Raw genomic sequence first — 21010 nt, forward strand, 5'->3', positions numbered from 1 at the left:
ATGCAAAGCCTAACACTTATTTATGGCATTAATGCTCTCACCCACAATAGCGGAGCTATTAAGGGAATTGTCTGGTGGTGGGGATGTCGAGGAGTTTATAGTTAGCCTAATTGCCGAGAGGCTTGATCCTCCTCGTAGGGTTGAGTTTTATCTTAAGCTTAGTGAGGATTACCTGAGGAATGCGGAGGAACTGTACAGTAAGGGTGACTTAGCCCAGGCCGGCGAGAAGTACTGGGGCGCCGTGACGGCATTACTCAACGCCATCGCCGAGATGAGGGGTTGGGAACACTATAGCCATAGGGATTATGACGTAGTAATTGGGAAGTTGTATAAGGAAGTCTGTGATAAATCTCTTCTGATGGATTTTAGAATGGCCGAGGCACTCCACGCAAACTTCTACCGCAACTTCATGGACAAGGAAGAGTTCGAAATACATAGACAGGCGGCTCTGGAGTTGATTGAGAGGTTAAGGGGCGTTATTAAGGGGTTAAAGCATGGCTCTTAGGCATGGAGGGTCTTAGGCAATTAGCTTTTAATTCCTGGGTCACTATTATTGATCTGTGGGTAGGGTTCGTAGGGTTAGCCTGGCGATTGATGAGGATTTACTTAAGGCGATTGATGAGGCCATGGTTAGGGTTGGTGAGGTTAATAGGTCTAGGTTCATAAACACGTTGATTAGCAACGCAATTGCCGAGCAAGCGGCTGGTGCTGGTGGTCGCGTGTTTTCACTGGTAATTGTTATGTATGACCATGAGTTTGGTGATACAGAGAAGTACGTGACGGATATACAGCATGAGTTTAGGGATGTGATTAGGGTCGTAACCCACACCCACGTCACGGATAGGGACTGCATCGAGGTAATACACGCAATGGGCGATTACGAGAGGATACAGGAATTAACGAAGAGATTAACGGCAATAAGGAGGGGCATAAAGTACATAAAAGTAACGAATATACCAATACCAACAGTTAGTTAGTAATATTGGCGTCTCACGTCTCGAGTAATTTCCTAATAAAATCATGGGTCTTCAAACCCCATAGATGCTCTTTAAGTAATTTTCTAAGCTCACCCTTGCTCATGCTCGGTAATTGAGTAGTAATCACTACGCGTGATGGCTCGGCTATTGGGCCCACCAACTCCCTAATAACTCTCTTAACATCGTCCGGGCCTCCATCATTACCCTCTACGATCACTACGGGGCTCTCAAACTTAATGTCGTCAAGCATTCCCGCAACCACGGCCCTTTTAACCCAGGGTAGCGACTCTACGGCTTTCTCAATCTCGCCCGGACTAATCCTATACCCATTAACCTTCATCACACCATCAGCCCTACCCAATGGGTAGATGTACATGTCATTGTCCATGATGGCGTAGTCCCCAACGAAGTACACACCCTTAACCCACTTACGTACGTAATGCTCCGTGTACTCAATCGGCATGGCGGGCCAAGGGGACTTAACAACTAAGTAACCGACGGAACCCCTCACGGGGTTCCCATCCGCATCGACCACGTCAATGTCGAAGCCGGGCATTGGGGGGCCAACGGAGCCTGGGACTAATGGTACGAATGTATAGTTGGGGAGGCTCCCGGTTACGAAAGTGCCTAGCTCTGACTGAATGAACATATGCACCACGGGTATCCTACCACTCAGCTTGCTTGGGAGTGAGTCTATCGTGGGTACGGTCCCCGTACCGACAAACTGATATGTCCAACGCCACACCGAGGCTTCGAGGGGTTCGGCGGTCGTTAGTATTAGTCTGAGCATGTCGAGGTTATGTGACAATAAGAGGTTTGGGTCTTGGCGTGAGAGTATCCTCAATGCGGCGCCTGTCGTTAAAAATACCGTGACTGCGTACCTCTCTAGGATGGACCACCACCTATCCCAGTGCGGGTAATCGGGTCCACCCTCGTAAAGCACCACCGTGGAGCCTATCATGAATGGGCCAAAGACTACGTAAGTAATCCCTGTTATCCAACCCGGTAATACTGTGCAGAAGTAGGTGTCGTGCGGTCTGAGCCCCATCCACCTAGTCGTTGAGTAAGTCTGCACTAAATAACCACCAACGCCATGCGTTATTAGTCCCAAATCCTCATCATAGCCAATATGAAGCCCAAAGAGCGGGTGCGTTGAATCAGCCACGTAGTCCTCACCGGCATCTAGAGTTGGCGCTTCATCAATGTATAGGTCCCTGCCCTGAACCACGCCTACGTTGACGTTCATCCTATTGATAATCAGTACCTTGAGATTATGGTTAATGGCGCTTAATGCTTTATCTACCGTGGATTTAACGGTGATGGGCTTACCCCTCCGTGGGAATGCATCCACAGTAATCAGTACTTTTGGTTTTCTATCACTAATCCTCCTCGCCAAGTCAAGTGCCCCAAAGCCCGTGAATACGAACTCGAAAGGCGCACCAAGCCTAACGGAGGCTAACGCTAATGCAATTACCTCAGGCATGGGTGGTGCATAGAACATTACCCAATCATGGGGGCCAACGCCAAGACCTCTAAGTATTGATGAATATTTAATAACCATTTCATTAAGGTCTGAATAGGTGTATACCCTGGTAATGCCCTCCTCACTCTCCCAAATAATAGCCGGCTTATCCCAAACCCACGTTGACTTATGCTTACCCATTATATTACGATAGGCATCGATTAACCCACCAACAAACCACCGTGTATTATAATGGTCACCGACCATTACGTAATTCCACGCCCTTTCCCAAATCAATTGCTTAGCCTCACTACTCCAAAAATTAATTAAGTCCCTGACGCTGCGTTGATGCACAACCTTAAATTGAGGAATACCAATAACCTTATAGCGCATTGATGGTGGCACAATCCTCTCGGGATTGAATACTCTCCTTATAACATCCTCGGACATCCGGTCTTCACCGCACGATTTATTTAAGTCCTTAAGTAATCTTATGCTAAATTTCTGATAAGAATATTTAAAAATCATGCATAAGGTGGATCGGCGTGCATGAGTGGTCATTGGCATCAGCAATCGTTGAGAGCGTTGATAAGTGGGCCCGTGAAAATAATGTGAATAATGTGATTAAGGTCGTTGTTGAAATCCCATCAATATCAATGATAGACCTGGAAATACTTAAGGAGGCCTTCGACATGCTCAAGCAGGATTCTAAATTGGTTAAGGCATCCCTCGAGGTTAAGGTTGTTGCACCAAAATTAAGGTGTAGGCGTTGCGGGTACGTACTGACGGATGACGATGTTAAGAAACAACTAAATGAATTAATGAAGGATTATGGCGAGGAATACCCATTGCACCTAATTCCTGACCTGGCACCAGCATTACTTAAATGCCCTAGGTGTGGCTCTCATGATTTAGAGATGGAGGAACCAAGAATTAGGGTGGCCGAGGTGGTTACGGAATGATTAAGGAGCCAGCGCTGGAATTGGCCAGGGATAGGCTGAAGGGTAGAGGGGTTATTGCTATTGTGAGCGGTAAGGGTGGTGTTGGTAAGAGCACCGTGTCGGCATTAACGGCATTAAGTATCGCCAATAGGGATTACGCAGTATTAATTGACCTGGACATACACGGTATGTCGGTGCCCAGGCTGTTTGGGATTGAGAATAAGATGCATGACGTGAGTAGGGAGGGTTTAGAGCCGATAATGATTAATGAAAGGCTTGGAATAATAAGTTTGAGAGGGGTAATTGGTAGTAAGTACGTAGTACTGCCGGGCGAAAGGCGAGGCGGCGTGCTCCTAGACCTATTGGCATATACTAACTACAGGGATTCCAAGTACGTAATAATCGACATGCCGCCTGGGATGAGCGATGAATTACTAATACTGCACAGGGTGAGGAATTACTTACCAATTGTGGTAACATCACCGTCGAGGCAATCCGTAGGTGTGGTTGAGGACCTAGTAAGGTATTTAACGGACTCGGGAATAAAGCCTACGGCTATGATCATAAACATGGCATTCATGAAGTGCGGCCATGAGGTAGTAAAGCCCTTCGGTAGTACTGACTGGGCGATCGAATTAGCCCGTAAATACGGCATTGAATTAATTAAGGAATTGCCGATAGATCCAGCGATCGAGGAATACATAGGTAAGATAAATGAGTACAGTGGGCAGTTACTAACGGAATTAAGCTCAATGATTAATACCGTGATCCAGGAAATACAAAGATATTAATCGTCTTTATATAAATACCTTGCCTTATTATGAAATGGCATCACGGAATGAGTAATACCTTGCCTACCCTATCCTCCGCCTTAAACATGGTGTCGAACGCCTCCTTAACCTTGTCGAGGCTCATCTTTGAGTAGATCGGCGCCTTAATCCTGCGTTTACTAAGCAGGTCAAGTAGTTTAATGAGTTCAGCCCTGGTACCACCTGTCGAGCCTAGTATGGTGACTTCCCTTGAGTATAATGACGGTAAGCTAAGCGTAACATCACCACCAGTGAGTGCGCCGGCAGTCACCCACTTACCGTAACGAGCAACCAATTGGAAGCTTAGGTTCCAGGTTGCTTGACCAACTGCATCGATCACTAAGTCGGCGCCAAGCCCATTACTTAACTCGTTCACTAAGGTTTGGGCTTCCTCCGGTGTCACTACGTAATCAGCGCCTAGTTCCATCAATGCGCCCTTAACCTTGCTTGCCTTACGGCTTACCGCGATTACGACAGCACCGGCTAGTTTTGCGAATTGAACGGCATAACTACCCACGTTGCCCGTGGCCCCAAATACAACGACTAACTCACCAGGCTTTACACCTGCCCTGTCAAAGACCATATGCCAGGCGGTTAATGCACCAACGGGTAGTGTCGCTGCCTCATCGAGACCGACGCCCCTTGGTATTCTAATGGCATTGGTGGCGGGTACCACGGCGTATTCTGCGAACCCGCCATTGGTAACAACGCCTATTAATCCACCATTCACGCATAACTCCTCATGACCAACCAGGCAATACCTGCAGGTGCCATCGAATAGCCTGTTGTAGATTGTGACCTCATCACCAACACTGATGCCCTTGACGTTGGAGCCAACCTCCTCAATCACGCCAACAAACTCCGCACCCGGTATATGCGGCATTGGCTTACCACCCCTATTAATTGTGAAGTAGTCCACTGGGTTAACACCCGCATACTTAACACGCACCAACACCTCATTCGGACTAGGCCTTGGCACCTCAACATCCATCATACGCACATTCTCCATGCCAGGCCTATCAAAGACGACAGCACGCATCGTATTATTCGTAACCAACCGTAATTTAAAGCAATATGCGGCAGTTTTCAAATTCTTGACACATGCAGTATGGTGTAAATGCCCATTATTGCCGTGGCTACGGCAACCGTGAGCCTAATATGGCGTTCTGGGAGTCTTCTTTGGGTAATTGTACCTAGGTAAATGCCAATTAATCCACCAAGGCCCATGGATAATCCATTAATTACATCAGGCGGATAACCGAGGTATGCGTATGACAATACTCCAATGAGGGATACCATTAAGGTTACCATTAATGTTGGTCCCGAGATTATGTAGGCTGGTAACCCCATAGGGCCCATTAATACTGGCGATAGTATTGATGCGCCCCCTATACCGTAGGTACCACTTACTATGCCTACCAATAATGTAATAACCATCAACAATATGGTGTTAACCCTATAAGTGTTGCCTTTATTTGTTATTATAACCAGCGATGTCTTATCACGGCTACACCGCACTACAGTCTCATATGTATGGACCCGCCTTATAAGTAAGGCATTGCTTAGGATTATTTCCATGGCCAATGCCAGTAGTACGGCGCTCATGAAGTAGGAAAATGCATAACCGCCAGTTAGGTAGTGTCCCCTTAACCACGTCCCCACCACAGCCCCTGCCGACGCCCCTATGACTAGGATTAACGTGAATGGTGCGGCAATCCTCCTTTCACGAAGGTACTCGTGGATGCTCAATGGTATTGAGATTATGTTATACAGTAGATTTGTGCTGCTTATCACTGGGTTTGCGGTACTAAGGATGTATGATTGTATCGGTAGCAATAAGTAAGCCCCGGATATCCCTCCCTGAGACGTTACGAAGGATATCGCCAATGCCGCCATGAACAATTCAATTAATTGGAGCAGGTTAATACTCATGTGGTTTCAATGATCCCTTTTAATAGATCGTATTAAGTTTTATTCCATGTGCATCAGAAACTTATTTTTAGGGAGGTACGGCTTTCCCTCTTTTCACCAGGTATGTTGAGCTTCCTCCAGTCCGATGCTAGCTTAACCTCCTTACCTTTCCTAGCCATTACATATGAATACGCGGACAACGCCGCGATTACTCCCTGCGCCGCGGCAATGACTGCTTGCTTATATGGAGATACACATACATCCCCACCCGCAAATAAGCCCTCAGTACCTGTCCTACCATACTCATCAATCACTATCTCACCCTTCTCATTCAACTTAACTAGATTACGCACGAAGTCCGTCTTAGCCACATAACCAATCTCAATGAATACGGCCTTAACGGGTATCTCAAGGGTCCTCCCCGTAACCCTATCCCTCACAACCACAGACTCAACCCTACCCTTACCCTTTATTTCCACTACGTCGTGCCTAGGCATTAATACAGCCTTACCGCTATTGAGCATTAGGTTCATGAATTCATCATCATTTACAGGCTTATCACCAGGGAAAACCCAGTAAAACCTGTTTACAACGTTCATCAATATTTCGGCGGCTTCATAAGCCGGTTCTCCCCAGGACACAAGTGCCACGTCTTGCCCACGGTATAATGCGGCGTCACATATTGTACAGTAACTCACGCCCTTACCCTTAAGCTCCTGCTCGCCAGGTACGCCCAAGTCCCTTGGCGTCTTACCGAATGCCAATATCACGGCTATGCTCCTATACTCATCGCCACTGGCAGTCCTTATAACGAAGTCACCCCCATCAACCTTATCAAGCTTAACAACCTCATCAAACACGATTTCAGCACCAAAAATCCTGGCCTGATTCTCAACCCTCCTAACTAAGTCTAACCCCTTGATGCTAATGAAGCCAGGGTAATTCTGAACCTCATCTGTTAACGATAATTGTCCCCCAATATCCTTACTAATGACTAAGGTCCTTAATCCCTGCCTAGCGGCGTATAACGCCGCGCTAAGCCCTGCTATGCCCGCGCCTATGATTATGACATCATAAACATCAATGTCTCCATCCATCAAGACTACGGCTTAATCTTACTTATAAATTCTCTTTACATGTTCAATGAAAATATTGATTTTTTATACATATAATTAGTAATTATTTATAAGCTTTTTTAATTAAAAATATAACGAGATTACACAGCATCACAATGGCTTAACCTCGTACTTACCATCGGGGTAAACAATAGCCCTAGCCCTCCTTGTTGCCCAGCAGGAGAAGACTATGCCTATTGCGAAGGTTGCTGGATGCCTATAGGCGTACTCAATATGTACATCTAACGCCGTTACATTACCCCCAGTCCCGTGGGCTCCAATGCCAAGTTTATTAATGGCGTTCAGGAGTGCATCCTCTATCTTCGCTATGTCGGGGTTACTATTCCTGGAACCAACGGGCCTAAGCACAGCCGCCTTCTTGGCGAGTTTAGCTGCAACGTCTAGGTTAGGGCCTATGCCTATCCCAACAATGACCGGTGGGCATGGCATTGGGCCGGCGTCTATGACGGCATTAAGCACCAACTCTGGCAGTCTTTCCCAGGCATTGCCTGGCGGTACAACGAATGCCTTGCTTGGTAACTCAGTACCGCCACCCTTTGGTGTGTAGATCATCTCCAGGTAATTCCCATCAAATAATTCAACGTCGAATACTGGTATTCCAATACCAGTATTATCGCCACTATTCCTCTCTGTTAATGGATCAACGGAGTTAGATCTAAGGGGTAATTCCTTAGTGACCTCCCTAACGGCCTCCGTAAGTATTGAGAATAACTTACTCCTGATAGGGAAACCATCGCCAAGCTTTATGAAGAATGTTGGAACGCCAGTATCCTGGCATACAGCAGCCGTGTACTTCTGCGCCAACTCAATATTTGTTAATATGGCGTTTAATTGAACCCTGCTTGGTTCATGAATTTCTATCTTAACGGCATTCCTTAATGCATTAACCACGTCCTCAGCTGGTGATACGCTGGCCATTCTTACTATTGCCTTTGCAGCCTCCTTAACCACATTCTCAAGGCTCGGCATAATTACGGTAACGATCAACTTATATTAAAGCTTTAATTCTATGTTTGTCGCGGAAAATATCTAGGGGGAATGCTTAATACACCCGGATTGGTGATTTTAATCGATAGGTATGGGCACGTATTACCTCAAAACGCCAATATCTGATGATGACATTACGAAATTAAGGGTTGGCGACACAATATACGTAAGCGGTATTCTAGTCAGCGCCAGGGATGCAGCGCACGTTAGGATGGTCGAATCATTACACAAGGGTGAAAAGTTACCCGTAGATCTGAGGGGTGGCGTTATTTATCACGCGGGACCAGTGGCCCTTAAGCAGGGTAATACCTGGAGGATAGTTAGTATGGGGCCGACAACAAGCGCAAGGATGGATGACTTCGAGCCTGAGGTCATTGAGAAGCTAGGGGTTAAGTTAGTCATTGGTAAGGGCGGCATGGGTCCAAAGACCACGGAGGCCATGAAGAGGTATAAGGCAGCCTATGCAATATTCACGGGCGGTGCCGGTGTCCTTGCGGCGCAGGCAATAAAGAGGGTTGTTGATGTGCATTGGCTTGACCTGGGAATCGCTGAGGCCATGTGGGTTCTTGAGGTTGAGAATTTTGGACCGTTAACGGTAATAATCGATTCATACGGTAATAATTACTATGAGGATCTGAGGAAGAACGTCAGGAGTAAAGTACCTGACCTGAGTAAGGAGGTCGTTAATACGATAAAGAGCGTAATTAAGGTATAAACCGGCTATCATTACTGTGTGGGTTTAAATCATTACCCATCATTCCATTTCTACTTAATTATGCTCTTAACAACGTCGTGCTCGGTGATTATACCCATTAACCTACCAGCCTCAACAATCGGTAATGAGCCGATGTTATTCCTCCTCATTAACCTAACGGCATCTATTAATGACGCAGCACTATCGATTGTCACAGGATTGTGACTCATCAATTTTGATACAGCGATACTAAGGTCGACCTGACCCCGCAATTTATAGTACTTAATCGCATACCTCAGTACGTCCTTAACAGTCATTATACCAAGTAATCTGTCCTGATCTGCTATCAGGAGATGCCTAATGCCGTGCCTAACCATAACCTCCATGGCAGAGGCTAATGAAGCATCCTCACTAACCCTTATTGGATCCCTATTGGCAACCTCATGAACCCTGTACTTCACGAATACCTGCTCAGGCATCTTATTGACTATATCACGTTCAGTAATAATACCGGCTAATTCGTTTCCTTTAAGTACAAGCGCGTGGTCAATACCGTTATCAAGCATTTTCCTAATCACAGCCATGGCATCATCACCATGCAACACAGTGAGGAATTTCCCACTGCCATACTTAACCACGGGCTCCCTTAGGGCGTTAATACCATCATTAACAATCCCATTAATTACATCTAATGCTGTTAATACCGACCTCACGGAGCCACCCTCAATAATCGGTAGGTGCCTGAATCCATGATCAACCATTAACTGTACGGCGACGGCTAATTCCCGGTTAGGGTCTATGGTGAATACGCTACCCGTCATTAACTCCTGCGCATTCATTATCTAGAGATAGCCACTCTCTAGTTTAAGTTTTCTAATCATTAAACCCACTAATGAAGTATCACCCAGAAGGCTTATTTTAAGGCCATTAAGAGCATGATTAATGCAGGCAATAACCATAAACATACTGGGCCCCGTAACATTGCCGGATTTTCCCAGGGAGTTCCACGACACGATGACCAAGTTCGGGGTCTTCCGAGCGTTCATTGCGGGTTCATGGATTGACTTCGGGAGTTACATGCCTGTTAAGTCTCCAATAAATGGCGAGGTGATAGCCCAAGTAAATAAGTTGAGCGCTGAGCATGTAAACTCAGCCATAGAGAGGCTCCACTACTCATGGCCATCACTCAGGGCAATACCGGCGCATAAACGCGCAGACATGCTGATGAAGGTGGCGGACTTCATCGAGGAGTATAGGCAGTTGTTTAGGGATGTCCTAGTGATCGAGGGTGGGAAGCCCATTAGTGAGGCTGAGGGTGAGGTTGATTCAACAATAACCAGGCTTAGGATGATTCATCAGGACCTGGGCAGGCTATTAAATGTGGGCATTCCAGGCGAGTATGGTGTGGGTACGGAGAATAAATACGCAATCGTGGTTAGGGAACCCATAGGCGTTGTCGCGGCGATAGCCCCGTTTAATTATCCATTATTCACATCAATGGTTAAGATAGCCACAGCCCTCCTGGCAGGTGACCCAGTGATATTTAAGCCATCGAGCTATACACCAATAACCGGCGTGTTAATTGCAAAGGCCATTGAGTATGCAGGTCTCGGTAATTACTTCGCCATGGTCACAGGCCCTGGGGCGATAGTTGGTGATGCCATGGTAACGCACCCACTGGTTAGGGCAATCACGCTAACGGGCAGTACGGAGACTGGGCTTAGGGTCATGAGGATGGCTGGGTTAAAGAGGTTGCAACTTGAGCTTGGCGGTAAGGCGCCGGCGATAGTTCTTGAGGATGCGGACTTAAGGGATGCCGCCAAGAAGATAGTCACTGGCTCACTTAGGCTCTCTGGACAGCGTTGCGATGCAATCAGTAGGGTCATCGCCATGGATAGTATAGCCGATGAGCTAATCAACTACATAACCAAGGAGGTAAGTGAGTGGGTTGTTGGCGATCCACGCGATCCCAAGGTTAGGGTCGGTCCACTCATCGACTCAAACGCCGTTGAGAGAGTTCACTCAATGGTTGATGATGCGCTAATGAAGGGAGGCAGGTTAATTTACGGTGGTGGGTATTGGCTTACGTACCATGAACCCACCGTCATTGACCATGTGAGTAGGAAGTCAAGGCTTGCACTCGAGGAGACCTTTGGTCCAGTAATACCTATCATAAGGGTTAAGTCCGTTGATGAGGCTATTGAGGTGGCTAATGAGGTTATTTACGGGCTCGACGCCGCGGTCTTTGGGCGCGACGTAGGCACGCTGTGGAGGGTGGCAAGGTCCCTGGAGGTTGGTGAGGTCACGATAAACGACTTCCCAAGGCATGGACTCGGCCTATTCCCATTCGGCGGCGTGAAGGAGTCGGGGTTCGGCCGCGAGGGGATTGGGTTTAGCGTGGAGGACGTCACCGAGCTAAAGACCATAGTAATCACGTACAAATAACCAACATAACCTCACACAACTACCATTAAATCCCAAAACCAATAAATGAACAATCCTAATCAAGGGGAAAATACTGGCACAAGCCCAGGAAACCCGCGGACACCGCTAATCAACCCAAGGCTCAATTATCTACTGCTAAACGGCAAAATCATCGGAACAAGTGCATTGTTGGGTAATTGAATGGTGCCGTGGGGACAAGTAATACCTGTCTCGTTGGGGGTCGTTGGAACAAGTGCGTGTCGTGGATGTTCATGGGGATTTATGTTCCAATGAAAATCAAGCAAGGGTAAAGGAAAAACTTAAAAATAACCAAATAAACCAACGCACCGGAAGATTTCAATAGAATATTGAAAGATACCTGCATATGCCCTAAACCTAACACGGTCATGGTTATGAGAAGATTTCAATAGAATATTGAAAGCTCTCGGGCATCATAATGATACCCTCCTCGAATTCACTACCCTCGTTGAAGATTTCAATAGAATATTGAAAGCTCGTGCCGAAGTCACTACCGCCACCACCAGTAAGCCAGCTCGAGGAAGATTTCAATAGAATATTGAAAGCTATTGATGATTATCCTGTCCTCAAAGATCTTGGACATTTTGAGGGGAAGATTTCAATAGAATATTGAAAGTTCTTGAGCACCGTGATTGACGAGGGGTAGTAGGGCAGGTAGTACTTGAAGATTTCAATAGAATATTGAAAGAGTACCTTGGCGATTGAGTCACCGAACATGGCATAACCCATGACCATCAGAAGATTTCAATAGAATATTGAAAGGTGATCCTCTACGTGAGTGGTGCCGGCGCCATCAAACCCGTCGAAGATTTCAATAGAATATTGAAAGCTTCGTGAGTACAAGAACCAATGCCTCGCTTCCTTTTGTCAACGTGAAGATTTCAATAGAATATTGAAAGAGTTCCTGTAACTTACTGGTCAGTGTTATGACTGCGTCTATTGGAAGATTTCAATAGAATATTGAAAGTTGATGTAGTCGTATAACGAGCACGCATAATTGCAATTCCTCAAGAAGATTTCAATAAAATTACTGAAAGAGTCCCGAGGTCCGCGTGGATTGATTGTGGAGGTTTTAGGCGCTTATTGAGGTGGTCCTTCCTTAGGGAGGGCTTGATTGCATAAACTTTAAAAATTATTGTTGAGAACGAACGCCGTATGAGAATTTACACGTGCGCCTTCTGTGGAAAGCCAATACCACCAGGCACTGGAATAATGTATGTTAGGGCCGATGGGACAGTACTTAGATTCTGCAGTAGGAAGTGCTTCGTGAGCGCGGTTAAGTATAACCGCGACCCAAGAAGGCTGGCCTGGGTAAGGAAGGAGACGAAGAAAGCCAAGGCACAGAAATGAGAGGACCTTTTAAGGAGGTCATCATTAGCTTGAGTGATGGTCATAGTCTACAGGGGCAGGCGTGTTACGTTGGACGTATCCAAGACAGTACTGCCAAATGGTCGTGAAATGAATGTGGAGAAGGTCTTATTTCCTCACGCTATAGCAGCATTACCGATATATGAAAGTAATAAGGTCGTATTACTACGCCAATTTAGGCCTGTCATTAATGACTACATCCTTGAAATACCAGCTGGCGTTATTGAGGAGGGTGAGAGACCTGAAATGGCATTGATCAGGGAGTTGAATGAGGAAATTGGTGCTGAGGTTGATTATTTTGAAAAGCTCTTTGAGGGCTTTACGTCACCGGGATATTCCACTGAGTACTTAACGATTTACTACGTAAGCATTAGGAGGTTGGGTGAACCAAAGCCTGAGCCGCATGAGGTTATTGATAGGGTTATCGTTGATTTTAGGGATGCCGTGAATATGGTTCTTAATGGAGGCATTAGGGATGCTAAGTCCGCGCTTGCGATAACGCTATATATGCTTAAGAAGGGTATTAGGGTGTGATTTCGCATGCAATTAACTGAGGAGTTGGTGCTTAAGGCCCTTGCCAATGTTAAGATAGAGCCTAGGAAGTTCGCGGCATTGTACGTGTTTAGGAGTAGTAATGACATTTTTAAGGCGCTCATTGTAACCATATTGACGCAGAACACTAACGATAGAAATGCACTTAGGGCTTATGAAAACCTCATTAGGGTTGCCGGTGATATAACGCCGCAGAGGTTAATCGGTATTGGCGAGGATGCCCTTGCCAATGCCATTAAACCTGCTGGTATGCATAGGATTAGGGCTAGGAAAATCATTGAGTTGTCCAGGGTTATCCTTGAGAGGTATGGTGGTGATTTAACGTGGATCGTAGATTCACCTTTAGACGAGGCTAGGAAGGCGTTGCTTGAACTTCCAGGTGTTGGTGAGAAGACTGCGGATGTTATCCTGGTTAACCTGGGCAAACCTACGTTTCCTGTTGACACTCACATCACTAGGATATCCATTAGACTTGGCATTGTTAAGTCGAGGAATTACCGCGAGATACAGAAAGCCTGGATGGGCATATTGACCCCAGACCCAAGTAGGTACTTGGAGGTTCACCTTAAGCTTATTCAGTTTGGTAGGGATGTATGTAGGGCGAGGAACCCGAGGTGTGATATGTGTGGATTTAAGGAGGTTTGTAATTACTACATGAGTAATGTTAAGGGGAAGGTCGCTCAATAACTTTTATCGAATCAACTCCTTTAGGTATGGCTCTGAATTAACTTCCTTATAGCCCTCCTTGGTTATTGTCACGACGTCAATACCCTCGCCACTCCCTGGATCGTGGTAAATGGCTGACCTGACAGCCCTAACCGCAAGTCTAATAGCATCCTCAATACTCATGTCCCTCCTGTAACCATCTTCGAGAACTCCAAACGCGGTTGGCGAACCACTGCCTGTTGCCATGAATTCCGTCTCTCTAGTCAACGTCCCGAAGAAGTCAAGCATATATATAACAGGTCCCTCATCGGGATCCCAACCGCCAAATATCATGTGGACCAAATAAATGAAGGGTCTGCTTGAGAACACAATGAGAGATGCATAGTTGGCTAGGGCCCTTATTGATATTGGCTTACCAGTCTCTATCTTGTACTGTATCGCGGTCGCCGTTAATGCATCAAGAACCTTCTGTAGATCTGCAACACCACCGCTCATTGTTGCTGCCACGTGATTGTCGATCTTCCAAATCTTGACGCCCTTCTTCCTATGGGCTATGTAGTAACCAGCGGTTACCCTCCTATCCGTGGCTAGGACAACGCCGTCATTAACCACTATCCCTACGGTGGTTGTTCCAGTCATTAATCTATTAAGATTCTCATTACCTACTGTGAACATCAATCTCAATGAGAACTGCTTTATTAATAAATCTTAACCTAATCCTCTAATTCACTGAGAGGATTGCTGGGCCTGCTGTGTCTCAGGCTTTGACTCTGCCTGCTTTTCCTCAGCCTTAGCCTCCGCAGGCTTTGTCTCAGCCTCCCTCTTAATCTCTATTTCGTCAACAAAGACCACCTTATTCACACCCGTGAATCTACTCCCAATGTCATCGGCTATCCTAGCCTTTATCGTGCCTATGTTCTCCATGAATAAAGTCTCAATGGGTAGTTTAATCGTCACGATAGAGCCGCCCTCACCAAGCTCAACCCTGACCTTATTTATCTCAATCCTCGGTATGTACTGCTTAATTATATACTTAACCTTATCCTCAGTGGTCTCGAGCTTCTTAATTACCTTAGCCGTGACGATAAGCGTCTTACCAGCCAATGGGTGATTAAAGTCCAGGGTAACCCTACCACCCGTTATACTAACAACCCTGCCCTGTTGATTATTAACCTCAACAACATCGCCAACCCTAGGTAACTTGCCATACCTATAGAATTCCCTAATGGATATAACCCTGACCTTACTCGGGTCCCTCTGGCCAAAGGCCTTGTCCGGCGGTATCTCCACGGTTATCTCCTGACCCTCACTCGAATTCATTATTGCCTGCTCCAATGGCTCAAAGAGCTTTGTCTCGCCTATAATTATCAATCGCGGTTCATAAACCTCATCAGGCCTATAAATACCTGCCTCCTTGGCCTTATCCTCTACCGTGGTCTCCACGACCTTATTATCATCCTTATCAACAACCGTGTACTCAAGTAGTATGTAATCACCCTTCTGAAATGGCATCGACTATGAACGATTGACCGCCCCTTTTAAATTTTAAGCTGTAAGAGAATTAGGTTTTAATTCCCTTTAGGATTAATGTAGTGTGATGAATGTAGCCTATGTAATGAGCCTCGCGGTTACATTATCGATAATACTGGCATTATTAGGGATTGTGCTAATAATAATCGATATTGTGAGGAGTCACGAGAAGGAGGAGAGGGAAAAAGGGAATGAGGAAGGGAGGGAGGAGAGGAAGTCAGGTGTTGGTGGTGTGGTCCTAATAGGCCCGGTGCCTATAATCTTTGGTAATGACCCATCCATCATTAGGTGGGCTATAGTACTCACTATAATAATTGTGGTGCTATTCGTAATACTCACGTTACTACCTGGCATACTGTGAGGTGACCGCCATGAGACTTTACCAACTTGGTATTTTACTAATAATCCTTGCGGTTCTCATACCAATCATAGCCGTTATAATGGCCATTGCGGTGGGGGTGAGTAATTCATATACATCACCCACATCACCCGCAAATGTGGGTGGTGCCATTGTTATATTCCCAATCGTACCAATACCAATACTCATAACCTTCGGCAAACCACAGATAACTCAACCCCTGATTTGGTTTACTTACGTAATCTTCCTAATATTCCTAGCCTTAATAATATTCTCGATAGTGCAGTATTATAGGGCTAGGAGGGAGTTGATGAGGCGTTGGCAGGAAGAGCATAAATAGGTTAGAGGTTAGTAGGGCTTAATGAAACTATACTGGTCACCTGTTGAGCTAGCCAGTAGATTAGCGAGAAGGGGCGTTAAGTATAACTTCGCCAGTGGCGCGCCTGACCCGGATTTATTACCATTTGATGAGTTGAGGAAATCCTTCGAGAGGGTTTATGAGGAGTATGGTAAGGCAATTATTGCGTATCCAGGTGCTGGTGGTTTAAGGGAGTTGAGGGTTGAGCTCTCGAGGTATGTTAATAGGGTTCTTGGTATAAACGCTAATTGGAGAGATGTAATAGTAACCGCAGGTGCTCAACACGCTATCAAATTATTATCGCAATTATTAATGAGGAGGAGAACCGTAGTCTATGTCGAAGACCCTACATTCGTTGAGACCGTGGCGCCCATGAAATTTCAGGGTGCTAAATTAATTGGTGTACCCATTGATAATGAGGGTATGAACATACATGAATTAGAGAGGCTGGTTAAGATTCATGGACCTGGCATCGTATACACAGTGCCCAATTGCCATAACCCAACGGGTGTATCACTCAGTAGGGATAGGAGGAAGCACCTAATCGAAATTGCCAGGGAGCATGAATTAACGATCATCGAGGATGACCCATACACATCACTTCACTCCAATGCGGAGCCTACCCTTAAATCCATGAGTGATGATGTTGTTTATGTTGGAACATTATCGAAGGTATTAGGTCCAGGCCTAAGGATTGGCTTTGTGATAACCAATGGTGCATTAAGGAATAATCTAGAGAAGCTTGAGCAGCACGATTTCGCGGCATCAACACTCAATCAGTACCTGGTTTATGACCTATTAAGGAGGGGTGTTGCCGACGACGTTGTAAGGAGGGCACGTGAGTTATATCCAAGGAAGCTTAGGGAGCTTATTGAGGCACTGGATGAGTATTTACCTAATGCCTTAATCTATAGGCCCATCTGTGGGTTTTATGCATTCATAAACACTGGGGTAAATGCTTGGGAGTTGTTGAGGAGGAGTATTAGGCAGGGTGTGGTGTTTGTTCCTGGGGGTAAATTCTTCATTAGCGGGGCTAAGGAGAACACGGCTAGGCTTAGTATTGGCTCAATACGCATTGACCTAATAAGGGAGGGCGTAAAGACGCTGAGTAGTGTTATTATGGCTACTTAATGATTATGTAATCACCACTGCTAGATCCTCTATTACTTAATCCCTTAATTATTGACGCAATTATTATGAGAAGTGTCAACAAGCCAAATATTATCAATAATGACTTAATACCCAGTGCCCCAAACGTCCAAACCCTAACATAGATGTTATCACCTGTTATATTTACTACGTAAACGTCACTTCCGTAAATAACCATACCAATTGATGAATTAATAGGCACACAGTATTTACCTGGACCTACGTAGTATAAACTGCCAACATTTAATACGGCATTTGGTAATTCATTGTTTAGTAAGTCAACAGGCATGAAATTGATCATGTGTGGATTAATTACTAGGCTCCCTGGACTACTACCATTTATTGTTACTTCACGTTGATAGAGTAGCGATCCATTGCCGAGCAACTCCACCTGCACTTGACTGCCAATTATGGCATTGGGTATGCTTACCCACTGGTTATTACCATTTAATGGAATGGCGTATTGATCACCATCATACTTAATTAATAATTCAAGATTTAAGTCTGGACATTCATTAGGTATTGATATGTTTAAGACGTAGTTAGAGAATATGGGGACCTTCAACGAGCTACCCTGGTAAATAGGGTTTGGGCCTAGGTTCATTAATTCACCATTCATTAATGCGTATATGTCGTAAGTACCTGGGTAAATACATGAGTCATTAGTGAATGGTATCAACGTTCCATTAATGTTTAAGTATATCAGGGCATCCAATGAATTACCTGCTTCATCAATTATTGATACGTCTGAACGTGGGATTAAGGGGAGACTAACCGTGATTTCTGACGTAGGTATTGAATTTAGGTAAATGCCTATGGTCTTTATACCGTTAATGGACACATACAATGCCCTAGTTAGTATGGGGTTTATCGTTAAGTTACTCGTTAAGCTCATAATTGAACCACTCCCCGTTGTTATGAATATGTTATTACACCTCAGCTCCTGCATTGATGTGCTAATTATGTTCACAGTAACTGGATTAACCGACATATTGATCATGCAGTAGGGCGTGTATATTAGGTATGAAGTCCATGGCGTTATTCCTGGGATCCCTGGATTAGCCAATGTGCAGTTACTATAGTGGTACTTAATCCATGGCGCGCCGGTGAGCATTATCATGGGATTTGACGAAACAGCTAATACTAGGTTCTGCGTATTGGTTATTGGTGCGTAATAATATGGCGTTATTACTATGTACGTCGTACCGTTAGCCGTAATATCTATATTGCTTGAGTATGTAATATACGTGGTTATTTCGGCATAAGTACTTATCGAGCCAATATTAACGTTCGAGTATTCCGTGCCTAACTCCGCCGTTAAGTAATTACCGACATTAGCCTCGGCGGGTAATATCGATACTAACTTAATAATTGAGAACAGGTAATTTAACCCTGGGATTGATGGTATTGATATGTTCATGGAACCCTGAGTCAACGTATACGTAATACTAGAACCAGGTATTACCAAAGCCTCAAGTGGGTATGGACCATATGAACCAATACCAAGGTAAACGCCGTATACTGGTAATGAACAATTAACCTCCATACTAACGTACTTAGGACTATAATTAATGACGGGAACATTCAGTGATGAGCCATTGTACAACACCAAGGATGCAGATACTATTCCTAGGTTTGACAAAGGGTCAAGGTATGCATTAAATAATACGTTACCTCCCTGCGAGCAGTATTGATACATAGGTATTATTAATTGATTGCTTGTTATATTAATAATCTTAGTGTACGTATGATTATCATAGTAAATGTTAATGCCTATGTAATTAATGGTTACCTGCGCATAACTGAGAATGGGCAATACCAGGAATGCCGCAATAATAGCTATCCAAAGTACCTGCCTTATCACGGTAAGTAACTAAGAAGGGATTATAAATAATACAAACACGTAAAATAACCAGGTGATGATGCAGTTCGCGGAGGATTGAATGACAGAGCCTTCGAAAACTGATTACGCATATATTGTGGTATTCACGCTATACGGCGATGGTAACCCATGCTTCCTATTATAGGCAGCCCTTAGGAGTGCCACAAATATTGGATGCGGCCTTAGCGGTCTACTCCTGAATTCTGGGTGGAATTGAGTCGCCACGAAGAAGTAGTGGTTTGGAAGTTCTATCATCTCAACCCTGGGCACGTCAACCCTCCACGCAGAAAACACGAGACCCTTCTCCCTAAGTATATCGAAGAACTTGGGATTAACCTCATACCTATGCCTATGCCTCTCCCTAATCTCCGTGATCCCATAAATGGCATGTGCAATTGTACCCTTCATAATGTTAATCCTCCTATCACCGAGTATCATCGTACCGCCCAATTCCTCAACATCCTTCTCCTCAGGTGTTATATCAATGACTGGATAAGGCGTGTTCGGATCAACCTCGGTCGTGTGAGCACCTTTGAGACCTGCCACATTCCTTGCAAACTCAACAACGGCGAGCTGCATTCCATAGCATATGCCTAGGAATGGAATGTTATTCTCACGTACATACCTAATGGCCTCTATCTTCCCCTCAACACCCCTGGCACCGAATCCCGGTAATACAATCACGGCATCCGCATTATTGAGTTCCGTAACCTTAACGTGATCCTTCTCAATCTCCTCAGTATCGCACCAAACAATGTTCGGCTTGAGCCTTAACTTAGCGGCCGCGTGTTTAATGGCCTCAACAATGCTTATGTAAGAGTCATGGAGCTTAACGTACTTACCGCACATATAAACATTAATCTCCTCCTTCCCATCCTCAAGGGCATTTACAAAGGCAATCCAGTCATCAAGCTTAGGCTCTACCTGGGCTAAACCAAGCTTATTCAATATATACCTGCCCAGACCCTGCTCCTCAAGTACTAGTGGTACTTTATAAATCGTGTCGACGTCGTACGACGTGTAAACGGCGTCGAGAGATACATTAGTGAATAGTGAGATCTTCCTCCTGGTTTGCTCGTCCAATGGCTTAGGTGACCTAGCGATTATTATGTCTGGTTGAATACCAACCCTCCTAAGCTCAGCGACGCTATGCTGTAATGGCTTTGTCTTAAGCTCGCCTGTTGTCGATAATATGGGTACCAGGGCAACATGTACGAATAACACGTCATTGGGCATCTCAAGCCTCATCTGTCTCGCAGCCTCAAGGAATGGTAATCCCTCATAATCACCCACGGTACCACCAATCTCTATCAATACTATGTCCGGCTTCTCCCTCTTCGTTACAAGTAAAATCCTCCTCTTTACCTCCTCGGTAACATGCGGTATTAACTGAACTGTTTGGCCGAGATACTTACCCTTACGCTCCCTCCTTATGACCGTGTAATACACCTGCCCACTGGTTATGTTGTGGTATTTCGGGACCTCTATGTCGAGGAATCGCTCATAATGCCCAAGGTCCAAGTCCGTCTCACCGCCATCAAAGGTTACGAAGACCTCGCCATGCTGGAATGGATTCATTGTACCGGCATCAACATTTAAGTATGGGTCTATCTTTATGGCCGTTACTCGATAGCCCCTGGCCTGTAGGATTTTTCCAATTGATGCTGTTGTGATGCCCTTACCTAAGCCTGATAATACACCGCCAGTTATAAAGATGTATTTTGTCGTCATAATAAGCACGGTACAGCTTAATATTTAATACTTACT

At 45.2% G+C, this 21010-nt stretch carries 22 protein-coding genes and 1 CRISPR repeat array; of the genes, 12 read left to right on the forward strand and 10 right to left on the reverse strand.

The annotated features are described in order from the left end of the window. The first annotated feature begins 22 nt into the window (after window positions 1-22). Both VDIS_RS11425 and VDIS_RS11430 read left to right on the forward strand, forming a co-directional pair. Window positions 23-505 (forward strand): PaREP1 family protein, encoded by a 483-nt coding sequence (locus VDIS_RS11425; protein WP_013337416.1) that lies wholly within the window; start codon window positions 23-25, stop codon window positions 503-505. Window positions 506-560: 55 nt separating this feature from the next. Then, complete coding sequence (locus VDIS_RS11430; protein WP_013337417.1) at window positions 561-977, forward strand: CopG family ribbon-helix-helix protein; 417 nt, start codon at window positions 561-563, stop codon at window positions 975-977. A gap of 13 nt (window positions 978-990) precedes the next feature. On the opposite strand, the gene VDIS_RS11435 is transcribed toward VDIS_RS11430, so the two are convergent. Continuing rightward, window positions 991-2889 carry an AMP-binding protein gene (locus VDIS_RS11435; protein ID WP_013337418.1) on the reverse strand — a complete coding sequence of 633 codons (1899 nt, stop codon included), beginning with the start codon at window positions 2887-2889 and terminating at the stop codon, window positions 991-993. A gap of 95 nt (window positions 2890-2984) precedes the next feature. On the opposite strand from VDIS_RS11435, the gene VDIS_RS11440 reads away from it, so the two are divergent. Both VDIS_RS11440 and VDIS_RS11445 read left to right on the forward strand, forming a co-directional pair. Then, on the forward strand, window positions 2985-3401 hold the full coding sequence (locus tag VDIS_RS11440; protein ID WP_013337419.1) for a hydrogenase/urease maturation nickel metallochaperone HypA: 417 nt from the start codon (window positions 2985-2987) through the stop codon (window positions 3399-3401). Then, window positions 3398-4171, forward strand: a complete 774-nt coding sequence (locus tag VDIS_RS11445) for a P-loop NTPase (protein ID WP_013337420.1) — start codon at window positions 3398-3400, stop codon at window positions 4169-4171. The genes VDIS_RS11440 and VDIS_RS11445 overlap by 4 nt, the downstream gene beginning before the upstream one ends. 40 nt (window positions 4172-4211) lie before the next feature. Here the strand turns inward: VDIS_RS11445 and VDIS_RS11450 are convergent, their stop codons facing one another. The 4 genes from VDIS_RS11450 to VDIS_RS11465 all read right to left on the reverse strand — a co-directional run bounded on the left by VDIS_RS11450 (window position 4212) and on the right by VDIS_RS11465 (window position 8205). Further along, window positions 4212-5228: an alcohol dehydrogenase catalytic domain-containing protein gene (locus VDIS_RS11450; protein ID WP_013337421.1), complete on the reverse strand. Its 1017-nt coding sequence runs from the start codon at window positions 5226-5228 to the stop codon at window positions 4212-4214. A gap of 47 nt (window positions 5229-5275) precedes the next feature. After that, window positions 5276-6121: a sulfite exporter TauE/SafE family protein gene (locus tag VDIS_RS11455; protein WP_013337422.1), complete on the reverse strand. Its 846-nt coding sequence runs from the start codon at window positions 6119-6121 to the stop codon at window positions 5276-5278. A gap of 53 nt (window positions 6122-6174) precedes the next feature. Continuing rightward, window positions 6175-7197 (reverse strand): NAD(P)/FAD-dependent oxidoreductase, encoded by a 1023-nt coding sequence (locus VDIS_RS11460; protein WP_013337423.1) that lies wholly within the window; start codon window positions 7195-7197, stop codon window positions 6175-6177. 129 nt (window positions 7198-7326) lie between these two features. Beyond that, window positions 7327-8205, reverse strand: a complete 879-nt coding sequence (locus tag VDIS_RS11465; RefSeq protein WP_013337424.1) for a fumarate hydratase — start codon at window positions 8203-8205, stop codon at window positions 7327-7329. Window positions 8206-8314: 109 nt separating this feature from the next. Here VDIS_RS11465 and VDIS_RS11470 point away from each other — a divergent pair, with 109 nt between their 5' ends. Then, entirely contained in the window at window positions 8315-8938 is a 624-nt protein-coding gene (locus VDIS_RS11470) for a FumA C-terminus/TtdB family hydratase beta subunit (RefSeq protein ID WP_013337425.1), read from the forward strand. A gap of 50 nt (window positions 8939-8988) precedes the next feature. Here VDIS_RS11470 and VDIS_RS11475 read toward each other — a convergent pair whose 3' ends face one another. After that, entirely contained in the window at window positions 8989-9756 is a 768-nt protein-coding gene (locus tag VDIS_RS11475) for a CBS domain-containing protein (protein WP_013337426.1), read from the reverse strand. Between the two features lie 103 nt (window positions 9757-9859). On the opposite strand from VDIS_RS11475, the gene VDIS_RS11480 reads away from it, so the two are divergent. From VDIS_RS11480 to VDIS_RS11495, 4 genes are all read left to right on the forward strand, one after another. Then, on the forward strand, window positions 9860-11362 hold the full coding sequence (locus tag VDIS_RS11480; protein ID WP_013337427.1) for an aldehyde dehydrogenase family protein: 1503 nt from the start codon (window positions 9860-9862) through the stop codon (window positions 11360-11362). Window positions 11363-11691: 329 nt separating this feature from the next. Then, window positions 11692-12347: direct repeats of the CRISPR family, unit length 25 nt; unit sequence GAAGATTTCAATAGAATATTGAAAG. 188 nt (window positions 12348-12535) lie between these two features. After that, entirely contained in the window at window positions 12536-12730 is a 195-nt protein-coding gene (locus VDIS_RS11485; protein WP_013337428.1) for a 50S ribosomal protein L24e, read from the forward strand. Window positions 12731-12766: 36 nt separating this feature from the next. Further along, window positions 12767-13282, forward strand: a complete 516-nt coding sequence (locus VDIS_RS11490) for an NUDIX hydrolase (RefSeq protein WP_013337429.1) — start codon at window positions 12767-12769, stop codon at window positions 13280-13282. A 6-nt stretch (window positions 13283-13288) separates the two neighbouring features. Further along, window positions 13289-13987 (forward strand): endonuclease III domain-containing protein, encoded by a 699-nt coding sequence (locus VDIS_RS11495; protein WP_013337430.1) that lies wholly within the window; start codon window positions 13289-13291, stop codon window positions 13985-13987. Between the two features lie 3 nt (window positions 13988-13990). Here VDIS_RS11495 and VDIS_RS11500 read toward each other — a convergent pair whose 3' ends face one another. Both VDIS_RS11500 and VDIS_RS11505 read right to left on the reverse strand, forming a co-directional pair. Next, window positions 13991-14641 (reverse strand): Ntn hydrolase family protein, encoded by a 651-nt coding sequence (locus tag VDIS_RS11500; protein WP_013337431.1) that lies wholly within the window; start codon window positions 14639-14641, stop codon window positions 13991-13993. Window positions 14642-14692: 51 nt separating this feature from the next. Next, on the reverse strand, window positions 14693-15478 hold the full coding sequence (locus VDIS_RS11505) for a peptidylprolyl isomerase (RefSeq protein ID WP_013337432.1): 786 nt from the start codon (window positions 15476-15478) through the stop codon (window positions 14693-14695). 85 nt (window positions 15479-15563) lie between these two features. Between VDIS_RS11505 and VDIS_RS11510 the strand changes: the two genes are divergently transcribed. Genes VDIS_RS11510 through VDIS_RS11520 form a run of 3 tightly spaced genes read left to right on the forward strand, consistent with a single transcriptional unit; the run spans window position 15564 to window position 17343 of the window. Beyond that, window positions 15564-15857: a TIGR00304 family membrane protein gene (locus VDIS_RS11510; RefSeq protein ID WP_013337433.1), complete on the forward strand. Its 294-nt coding sequence runs from the start codon at window positions 15564-15566 to the stop codon at window positions 15855-15857. 10 nt (window positions 15858-15867) lie between these two features. Further along, window positions 15868-16194: a hypothetical protein gene (locus VDIS_RS11515; RefSeq protein ID WP_013337434.1), complete on the forward strand. Its 327-nt coding sequence runs from the start codon at window positions 15868-15870 to the stop codon at window positions 16192-16194. A gap of 21 nt (window positions 16195-16215) precedes the next feature. Then, window positions 16216-17343, forward strand: coding sequence for an aminotransferase-like domain-containing protein (locus VDIS_RS11520; RefSeq protein ID WP_013337435.1), 1128 nt, complete (start codon window positions 16216-16218; stop codon window positions 17341-17343). Here the strand turns inward: VDIS_RS11520 and VDIS_RS11525 are convergent. Both VDIS_RS11525 and VDIS_RS11530 read right to left on the reverse strand, forming a co-directional pair. Beyond that, window positions 17336-19225, reverse strand: a complete 1890-nt coding sequence (locus VDIS_RS11525; RefSeq protein ID WP_013337436.1) for a hypothetical protein — start codon at window positions 19223-19225, stop codon at window positions 17336-17338. The two genes, VDIS_RS11520 and VDIS_RS11525, sit on opposite strands and share 8 nt — an antisense overlap. Window positions 19226-19327: 102 nt before the next feature. Continuing rightward, window positions 19328-20974: a CTP synthase gene (locus VDIS_RS11530; RefSeq protein ID WP_013337437.1), complete on the reverse strand. Its 1647-nt coding sequence runs from the start codon at window positions 20972-20974 to the stop codon at window positions 19328-19330. Between the last annotated feature and the right edge of the window lie 36 nt (window positions 20975-21010).

This window comes from Vulcanisaeta distributa DSM 14429, from assembly GCF_000148385.1.
Taxonomy (GTDB): Archaea; Thermoproteota; Thermoprotei; order Thermoproteales; family Thermocladiaceae; genus Vulcanisaeta; species Vulcanisaeta distributa.

Bases quoted from the DNA above. Each gene is read 5' to 3' on its own strand.
- VDIS_RS11425 (WP_013337416.1), top strand. From the start codon at position 23: ATGGCATTAATGCTCTCACCCACAATAGCGGAGCTATTAAGGGAATTG.
- VDIS_RS11435 (WP_013337418.1), bottom strand. From the start codon at position 2,889: ATGTCCGAGGATGTTATAAGGAGAGTATTCAATCCCGAGAGGATTGTG.
- VDIS_RS11445 (WP_013337420.1), top strand. From the start codon at position 3,398: ATGATTAAGGAGCCAGCGCTGGAATTGGCCAGGGATAGGCTGAAGGGT.
- VDIS_RS11450 (WP_013337421.1), bottom strand. From the start codon at position 5,228: ATGCGTGCTGTCGTCTTTGATAGGCCTGGCATGGAGAATGTGCGTATG.
- VDIS_RS11455 (WP_013337422.1), bottom strand. From the start codon at position 6,121: ATGAGTATTAACCTGCTCCAATTAATTGAATTGTTCATGGCGGCATTG.
- VDIS_RS11460 (WP_013337423.1), bottom strand. From the start codon at position 7,197: ATGGATGGAGACATTGATGTTTATGATGTCATAATCATAGGCGCGGGC.
- VDIS_RS11465 (WP_013337424.1), bottom strand. From the start codon at position 8,205: ATGCCGAGCCTTGAGAATGTGGTTAAGGAGGCTGCAAAGGCAATAGTA.
- VDIS_RS11470 (WP_013337425.1), top strand. From the start codon at position 8,315: ATGGGCACGTATTACCTCAAAACGCCAATATCTGATGATGACATTACG.
- VDIS_RS11475 (WP_013337426.1), bottom strand. From the start codon at position 9,756: ATGAATGCGCAGGAGTTAATGACGGGTAGCGTATTCACCATAGACCCT.
- VDIS_RS11480 (WP_013337427.1), top strand. From the start codon at position 9,860: ATGCAGGCAATAACCATAAACATACTGGGCCCCGTAACATTGCCGGAT.
- VDIS_RS11485 (WP_013337428.1), top strand. From the start codon at position 12,536: ATGAGAATTTACACGTGCGCCTTCTGTGGAAAGCCAATACCACCAGGC.
- VDIS_RS11490 (WP_013337429.1), top strand. From the start codon at position 12,767: ATGGTCATAGTCTACAGGGGCAGGCGTGTTACGTTGGACGTATCCAAG.
- VDIS_RS11495 (WP_013337430.1), top strand. From the start codon at position 13,289: ATGCAATTAACTGAGGAGTTGGTGCTTAAGGCCCTTGCCAATGTTAAG.
- VDIS_RS11500 (WP_013337431.1), bottom strand. From the start codon at position 14,641: ATGTTCACAGTAGGTAATGAGAATCTTAATAGATTAATGACTGGAACA.
- VDIS_RS11505 (WP_013337432.1), bottom strand. From the start codon at position 15,478: ATGCCATTTCAGAAGGGTGATTACATACTACTTGAGTACACGGTTGTT.
- VDIS_RS11510 (WP_013337433.1), top strand. From the start codon at position 15,564: ATGAATGTAGCCTATGTAATGAGCCTCGCGGTTACATTATCGATAATA.
- VDIS_RS11515 (WP_013337434.1), top strand. From the start codon at position 15,868: ATGAGACTTTACCAACTTGGTATTTTACTAATAATCCTTGCGGTTCTC.
- VDIS_RS11520 (WP_013337435.1), top strand. From the start codon at position 16,216: ATGAAACTATACTGGTCACCTGTTGAGCTAGCCAGTAGATTAGCGAGA.
- VDIS_RS11530 (WP_013337437.1), bottom strand. From the start codon at position 20,974: ATGACGACAAAATACATCTTTATAACTGGCGGTGTATTATCAGGCTTA.